10 protein-coding genes are annotated in these 7,454 nt (G+C 58.3%); all 10 read right to left on the bottom strand.

Annotation, left to right across the window (positions count from 1 at the left end):
• The coding region (locus EN742_RS17480) for a hypothetical protein (protein ID WP_210214466.1) at positions 1-250 on the bottom strand (250 nt) is incomplete at its 3' end.
• 96 nt (positions 251-346) lie between these two features.
• On the bottom strand, positions 347-2,137 hold the full coding sequence (locus EN742_RS17475; protein ID WP_128333074.1) for a hypothetical protein: 1,791 nt from the start codon (positions 2,135-2,137) through the stop codon (positions 347-349).
• Positions 2,138-2,596 (bottom strand): HK97 family phage prohead protease, encoded by a 459-nt coding sequence (locus EN742_RS17470; RefSeq protein WP_128333073.1) that lies wholly within the window; start codon positions 2,594-2,596, stop codon positions 2,138-2,140. It abuts the gene before it with no gap.
• A 489-nt stretch (positions 2,597-3,085) separates the two neighbouring features.
• A complete protein-coding gene (locus tag EN742_RS17465) occupies positions 3,086-4,237 on the bottom strand; it encodes a hypothetical protein (protein ID WP_245492343.1) in 1,152 nt (383 codons plus the stop codon).
• Complete coding sequence (locus tag EN742_RS17460) at positions 4,234-4,728, bottom strand: DUF4365 domain-containing protein (protein WP_128333072.1); 495 nt, start codon at positions 4,726-4,728, stop codon at positions 4,234-4,236. The genes EN742_RS17465 and EN742_RS17460 overlap by 4 nt, the downstream gene beginning before the upstream one ends.
• Before the next feature lie 205 nt (positions 4,729-4,933).
• Positions 4,934-5,257: a hypothetical protein gene (locus EN742_RS17455; RefSeq protein ID WP_128333071.1), complete on the bottom strand. Its 324-nt coding sequence runs from the start codon at positions 5,255-5,257 to the stop codon at positions 4,934-4,936.
• A 118-nt stretch (positions 5,258-5,375) separates the two neighbouring features.
• Positions 5,376-6,005: an HK97 family phage prohead protease gene (locus EN742_RS17450; RefSeq protein WP_128333070.1), complete on the bottom strand. Its 630-nt coding sequence runs from the start codon at positions 6,003-6,005 to the stop codon at positions 5,376-5,378.
• A complete protein-coding gene (locus EN742_RS38170) occupies positions 5,989-6,129 on the bottom strand; it encodes a hypothetical protein (protein WP_189375417.1) in 141 nt (46 codons plus the stop codon). The genes EN742_RS17450 and EN742_RS38170 overlap by 17 nt, the downstream gene beginning before the upstream one ends.
• Positions 6,129-6,728, bottom strand: a complete 600-nt coding sequence (locus EN742_RS17445) for a hypothetical protein (protein WP_128333069.1) — start codon at positions 6,726-6,728, stop codon at positions 6,129-6,131. Before EN742_RS17445 ends, EN742_RS38170 begins: the two co-directional genes overlap by 1 nt.
• A complete protein-coding gene (locus tag EN742_RS17440) occupies positions 6,728-7,240 on the bottom strand; it encodes a hypothetical protein (RefSeq protein ID WP_128333068.1) in 513 nt (170 codons plus the stop codon). The genes EN742_RS17445 and EN742_RS17440 overlap by 1 nt, the downstream gene beginning before the upstream one ends.
• Between the last annotated feature and the right edge of the window lie 214 nt (positions 7,241-7,454).

Genomic DNA, 7,454 nt, shown 5'->3' with positions numbered 1-7,454 from the left:
ATAGATAATCCCCCGTGCCGTCGAACAGGCAGGAAGACACCCCGAAAGCGGCCTGAGCGGTGTCGAGCTGCGAATTTCCGTTGAATGTGAAGGAATGCGCTGATGGACTCTCGTCGGTAGTGCTGGTCGAGCCGTCAGAGCCTTCGAAGCCGAGCAGCAGGACGACGTTGGCAAAATGCGGATCGGTTCCGCCGCCGCCGCCAGATGCGCGACGTACGCCGAAGCCGGTAAACCTATTCAACATAAGCATATTTTGAAATTCCTTTTGAAATCAGCGCGCATGGTGCGCTCGATGCTGGCAGCGGTGCGCGTGTCGGGGGGTGTTTGCATAGATGCTTGCAGACCGTCACGCGTCCACGATGTCGCCGAAAGGCGCCAGCGTTGCATCAATGGCAAAGGCGCCATCGGTGAATGCGCGCTTGAAAATGATCTTGCCGGCGCGCTCAAAGATGGCGATCGAGTACGGTTCGCAGATTGACTTGGCGATGTCCCGCACGCCGTTGGTGACGTCGATCACAGCGCCATCGATAACGTCGTCCACGTTGATGACTTCGACTTCGTCGGACGAAAAGCCACCGGCTTCCATGAGGGCGACGAGGAAGTCCTCTAGTTGGCGCTGCGTGCCGTCATCGGAGGTAATGCGCAGGCGCCGCGGAATGCCGCCGGCCGTCTCCGAGATGATTTGATCCGTCTGGCCATCGAAATAGTACGACGCCGTGGAACTCGCCCCGGCGATGCTTCGCGTCGTGCCGAGGTCGAGGTCTGTGAAATATGATGTCGTGCCGCCGACTGGCAGGAAATACAGTTCGTCAACAAATCGCTGCAGATCAGGCGGGCCTAGATCGCGCGAGCCGATTGCCTCGATTTGATATGGCACTGACTTGGTGAATTCGATAGCGCCGGTCGTGCCGTCGACACGGGAAACGGTTCCGGCATCGGTCCACACCACCAGGTCGCCGTCGTCGTAAACGGCATAGCGAAGCGCGTCGGCAAAGGTCGCCAGTACCGCCGTGCTCTTGAGCGTCCCCTGGCTCGAGAACGTCGCCTTGACCAGGTCGTTATCCGCGCAGAGGTAGAACACCGCATCGCCGCTCACCGGGCCGGGCGTGATGCATTGAATGTCTGAATATCCGTTCCAGCTTGCCGTCGACTGGTAGGCGCGGGTTACCGTGTCGGCAGTCAGGCGATAGCAAAACAGTTGCTCATTGAGGCCGAAGCCGACGACGAGCGCGGTTGAGCTGCTGACATCGACGAGGCAACCATCGACGAGCGAGCTGCTTGTCGCCGAGTCCCCCGACGTTGCAACGACGGCGCCAGTGCTTCCGTCGCAGAGCACCGCGTCCCAATCGCTGGTGCCGGTGAAACTCGCAAAATAGAAAAGCCGGTCCAGGGTTCGGCTGTATCGAAAGACCCGATAGTAATTATAGACGTCCGGTTCGCGATCGAAGGTGAAATATTGTTTCGCCGCGCCGATCGAATACAGGAAAATGTCCGTGTCGTCGAAGCCGTAAAGCTTCTGTTGATCCCAAACCGGAATCAGATCGCGGGCATTGGGGGTGCCGGCAAAGGTCGTGAACGTGTCGTAATCATGCGTCGTCGCGCCGTCTTGGATCCACTCAGCCTCAAAGACAGGCGGCGCGCCGTAACCAACGATGTCGAAGTCCACCACCACGATATCGAGATAGCCGCGGTGCGCAGAAACAAAGTCCGCGCCCTCCTCCTTGACCATCGCCGGGTCGCGCGGCTGATCGCCGCGACCATCATAGGCGGTGAACTTCAACCCCTTCTGGCGATAGCCAACGCTGCCGTCATAGACGAGCTTGCCGTTGGCATAGAGCTTGCGCATCGTCCACGTTGAATCCGGCACCAGCGGGCGCGCAAAGCGCAGCCTGGCCGTCAACTTCGATGTGGTCGTCGTAACCGTGTCCCAAAACTCGATGTGGGTCGACGTTACGGTCAGGATAGGCGCGCACCAGATATAGGCGGCCGGCAGGCGGCACTTGCCGTACACAACCGGGATAGTCTGGCCGTAAGCCGACGTCGGCAGCGTGGTCTGGACTTCGGGAACAACGGGAACAACCGGTGCAGGGGTTGTGTCGCCGAAATGAATCGTTGGGCGCTTTATCGAGTAGCCCATTTATTGTCCTGCTCCGATGAGGAATTGAGTGATCAGTGCAGCGGGGTCACCCGGCACCCTCGCAAGCGAAATTTCATCGATCGCCTCGATATGAGAGATCAGTAGGATGCCGCAGCGCATGGTCTTCCATCGGCATCTCTTTTTCGGCCCCAGAGATAGCCCTATCAGATCGCCTCCAAGGTAGAGACTGATAGCCTCCCGTGCAGGCTGGTTGTCCCACAGCCTTCCCGCGACGTAGAGGCCTTGCTCGTCCTCAGAGACGCTCAGCCATTCGCCTATTTCCGGCCCTTCGTGGCTCATTAGCATCTTGGGCATCGGGTCGTTTGTCAGCGATTGGAAGGCGCCTGGCTCGATGATGTAGCGCCCGCACAAGACGCCATAGTTTGACGCGCGACCGGCTACGGTTGCCAGGCGCGCACGGCTAGGCGTTCGCGCCAAGGCGCGTTGGGTGGTGGTCATTGATTTTCCTTTGAAGGGACTTTAGGGCTCCGGCGAGCCATCCAATCGCGCAATATGACGTCGGGAATTTTTACTTGATGCCGGTGCGCTTGCACCCGGCACGGTTAACCGTGTTTCTTTGGATTTGATTAAATTGAGCGGCGCACGATGTCCCAATGAGAAAGATAAATCCGACATGCGCGGCGATCCTGATCGCTCCATTTCTAATAGTTGGAGCGCTGTTTGTCGTTGCGTACACGCTAGACCGCAGCTCGCACGTTGACCCCGGATACACGTCGACCATCAGGTAGCAGCATCTAATTGATGCCACGCAGCACCCGGATTGTTAGAACCGCCACCCCCCCATTTCAAATTCCTAATTTTGCGGATGCGAAAATTTGCTTTGGGCGCCGGTAACAGGCCGAAAAGCCCCAAAGATCAGATGATGGGGGCGGGCGGTGCGCGCTCCATTCGCTGTTTCGTGCTGTTATGGTGGTGGGCGAAGTTGGCCTAAAAATTATCTACCTCGTCTGCGGGGCTAGAAATTACTTGCAGGCTGTGCGGCCTATCAAGCCACCATCTGTGGTTCTCTCTCCGCAAGTCCCCAGTTATCTCAATGATGTCCTTAGTGTCATGTGCGACAAGCGCGCGAGAGAATTCTTCCGGGGGCAGGATGGTTTTTACCGAGACCGGCTTTCCATCGATAAACGTATTGATGGTAACCTGCCCTTCTTTCTGAGATGGCTTCCTGGCCGAGGCCGTTATATAGCCGGCAAGCACCTCGCCCGCTCGCGGCTCTTGTGAGCGAAGTATGCGAGCGGCTTCTTGGAATACTTCCCCGTCGCCGCGCGTGAACGCGACCTTCCGTCTGATTTCCGGCGTCGGGCGAGTTCTGGCCCACGTTACGGAGACTTCCAAGCCATCGCCTTTGCTGATCAACGCCGACAACGCTTCGCACAGGTTCGCGTTGACCCCACTCTGTATGGCTTGCTGGAAGGGATCAAGGCTTTCGCTTCTGATAGCTTGTTCCGCCGCATCGCGGGCCGCGTCTAAGCCGTCCGCGAGCATTCTGGTGACGCGGCGGTCGAAGGGCTCCTCATAGGCAATCGGCCAGAGTTCAGTCTGCTTCGGCGGCTCAAGCGAGGGAGGAACGGGAGCCAAAAGGGTCACAACGAAGCTCCCTTGCTCCGTTTGGCCAAGCCTCACCCTATCCATGTATCCTGCAGCCACCTTATTTCCGCCTGCTCTATAGGCTGGGCGCGGATCATTTGCTGCGCAGGCTGCTGATAGTAGCAGATCGCGGGCGTTTGCGAATATCTCTACGCCAGCTTCGATTCTCACGGAGCCGTCGTCGTCGGCTTCGGGCGCCCTAACGCGGATAACGTCGCGATCGGCACCCGACAAATCGCGGAAGACTTGGAGTTCGGATCTGCCCTCCAGCGCTGCCATCTTGCGTACGATCTCGGAAACCACATCTGGGTAGTCGCCGAGTTTGGCGGTGGCCGGCACGATCAGCTCTGGAGAATGATCCTTCACGAAGACGTCGCTGTGTCTTCCGAATTTCTCGGATTTCACCCATCCTTGTGCCCTGACATAGGCTACCAATGCCTGTGGAGTGACCGCGGAAAGGGCCTCTCGATCGTCGACAAGTGACCTGATCATCGTAGGCTCCCTGTCCGTGATTTTTCCATCAATTCCTTCAAGCTCTTAGTATCGAACGAGTTCTTGATAGGGATGTCGATGGTGGTAGACGACTCGTTGTCCGTTGCCGGCGAGCCCACCAACGACGTCCAATACGCGCAATTTCGCAGAATCAAATTCTCAGGGGTAAGGGTTAACCAATCACCCTTGTTTTGCGGCAATTTCAGGACCACGAGGATACGAGGTGTTTGGGTCTCGATTCGCAGCAGATCGTAGTTGCGCTGTCTCAGGGCATATCGGAAATTTTCGCCTGCCGGCTCCAGATTTATGGTCGCCTTGAGTTGAACATCAATTTTCGGGCGGAATGTGTCGCCCGCTTCAATGGTCAGATCGACGCCGTCCCGGTCGAAGTTTTTTGTCGCCACGACATATCCGGCACACGCCGCGATGGCGTGAGCATAGGCGGCAGAAAGCGCCTCCTCGATATCGGTTTCCGCAAGCAAAGCATCCAAAGCTGAGATCCTTGAATGTGATCTTCAAGGATTTAGCATATGCAGCCGTCTTTGCTACGCAATCGCAAATTTACCACTTCAAAATTAATCAAGAATCGGAATTTTAGTTGTGCGTGTGGGCAATCTGCGAATAGAGGCGCTGGAATTAGCGACTTGCGAGTTACAATGCGCTCTTCCCAATCGAGGCAAGCCGTTGACCATTCCATTATTCACCAGTTGGCGGCGGCGGCGTCGCGTATCTGCCAGAGGCAGATGCCTTTTCCGCAGCGTCCTGTTGCTGTTCCTTCTTGCCGCTAGCCGCGTCTGATGGCCTGACGTGCACGTAGGGCGCGGCGGCTATAGCCATGCGGTCGCGACGCTCCTTGTCGGCATCGTCATCGTTCATGACGGTGAGCATGTAATCGAGAGGAGACATTCCCGACTCTCTGGCCGCCTTCTTGATGTCTTTGGGGACTTTTATGGGCTTAGCCTTTGGCGCCTTGGCGCTTTTCGGCCGCCCAGCATTTGCCCTGAAGCCGCCACTTGCCATGTCTGCTTGTCGGCCAGACTTGGCCGCCTCCAAATAATCAAAGATTCAGGAAAAAACTCTGCGTGAGGGCCCACGGGGTAGGGCGCGGCAGCAAGTGCCGAAGATCGGAAGGGGCAGCTTACCGCCTAGCAAGCGCCCGGATACGACCCGCCAAACCATCCAGTCCGTTATCATTGGCTGGCGTGACCGCCATCGCTCGCAACGCCTTCTGCATCTTCGCATAGGCGCCCTCCAAGTCCACCGCGACCAAGGAGTCCTTGATCGTGGCAACCCGCGCCAGGTCATTGGACGGCTCATCAACGATGCTGACTTCTCGAAGGTCTATCGCCTCCAGAAACCGCTTTGCTGTGCCACTGCCTGCCGACGAACGTTTGACAACATAGCCGATCGACAGGCCGTCAAGCGCGCCGCCCTGCATCAGGGATAGGATCCGCCTGCCGTAATCGGTGTTCAGCGCGAGGAGCTGGCCCTCAACATACAGGCCCTTGGCGTCTTCCCGCATCGCGGTCCAGACGCCAATAGGCAAATCATCGCCGGTAAACGGGTTGCCGGAGCTGCCATGCATGAGCAGCATTCGAGGCAGCCGGCCTTTGGCGCGCCACGCGGCAAGGGACGCCTTGAAGGCGCCATTCATGATGATGTCTTTATGGCTGTCGAGGTTACCGAAGACGGCGCCGTAGCCGGAGAAGATCCCGGTTTGCGAGTTGATGTCGGCGGCTGCGAATCTTACGTCAATCCGCTCGGCCATTGCGTTCCGCCCACTTCTTCAGTGCCGACACAATCTTCTCGCCCGTCTTCGCGTCCGCGAGCTTGCCCGGCACTTTGATGTCACGCTCCTCGTCGGCGGCTCGTGCTGTTTCAGTCGCGCTCATTATAGGTAGCCCTCAGGCGCGTCCGCAGACTTCAAGTGGCCGAAGCGCAGGCCATAGCGCAGATGATATGCGGCATGGTCGCTGCGGCTGTTGGGGGTTCCAAGCAGGTCATCGCCGAAATCCCGCAAGCCAGCCGTGTTCACTCCAGCGCGCTCTAGCCGCTGCTTCATGTGACCGAAACGGGAGTGGACCGCGATTGCCTTGGCGAGGTGCCGGAAAAACTCGGCTGCAAGCGCCTGCTGTTCAGCTTGGAATTCGTTCACCACCAGTTTGCTGGCTTCGATACGCTCCTGGCTGATCTGTCGCGATAGCTCTTCAATAGCGGCATCCAGCAGAATTCGGCGCTGAGCGAGAGCAGCCATCTTGTCGCGCGTTGCGGCAGGCGGCACGTAGCTCGAGCCGCGGATCAGGGCGTCGATCTGCTCTTTCTTGTCGGTCTCACGCTTTGCAGCCGCATCTTCTCGAGCGATAGCGCGCTGCTCTTCATCCACGCTGACGCGCTCGGCCCCCAGCTTCTCCAGCCTGGCCTCCATGTCGCGCAGATTGGCGGACAGATCTTCCGGCGAAGGGACGTCTTTTTCGGGATTGACCTTGGCCATTAAGCGACTCCGCGTTCGGCAGGCAGTAGCTCGCGCGCGATGGCGGCCAGCGCTGCGAATTTGATTTTGGTGAATTTGCTCAGGCCGCCCGCTTTGACGTCCTTCTTGGCAAAGCGGCTCTTGCCGACCCACACGACAGCGTCGTCGTGGGCAACGATGAGTGATCCGTCCCGAATGTCGAAGTCGCCCCGATAGCGCCAACCGACGCTGGACTCGATCAGGTCGGTCAACTCGTCTTCCGGGGTGAGTTGGCCTTCGCCCTCTCGGAAATTGAGGCTGCCAAGCGCCTTCTCCGTTTCGACGGCGCGACCGACTGTCGGCGACGTAAGCGCCAGGGCAATCCTGGCGATTGCGCGCGGAGTCATGGGCGGGGAAACCGGGCGGGCCGAGGCGATGCGATCTTGCGCCTTCTCGGCCGCGATGACTTGGCGGACGAATTTCCTCGGCAGATTCAGGTGTTCGGTGAAGGCGTCAACGACTTCGTCTACGCCCACCCTGTTTTTGGTGGTCATTGATTGGCTTTCGAATATTAGAGGTTAAAAAGAAAAGGCCCGATCGCCGAAGCGATCGAGCCAATCTGCTCGCCTGTGGAACTGCCACAATGGCGAGGGCCGCGACCGTGGGGCGGTAGCGGCGGCGCAGACGACAGAGCGGGCGGCTGCGAGGGAAAGAGGTGTTAGTTCTCCACCTCATACCTTTGAAAACGAGTTGGGGTACAGATTAGGC

The sequence above is a fragment of the Mesorhizobium sp. M4A.F.Ca.ET.020.02.1.1 genome, assembly GCF_004022645.1.
GTDB lineage: Bacteria > Pseudomonadota > Alphaproteobacteria > Rhizobiales > Rhizobiaceae > Mesorhizobium.
The sequence above is the reverse complement of the archived record's forward strand: the minus strand, read 5'-3'. Positions and strand labels throughout refer to the sequence as shown.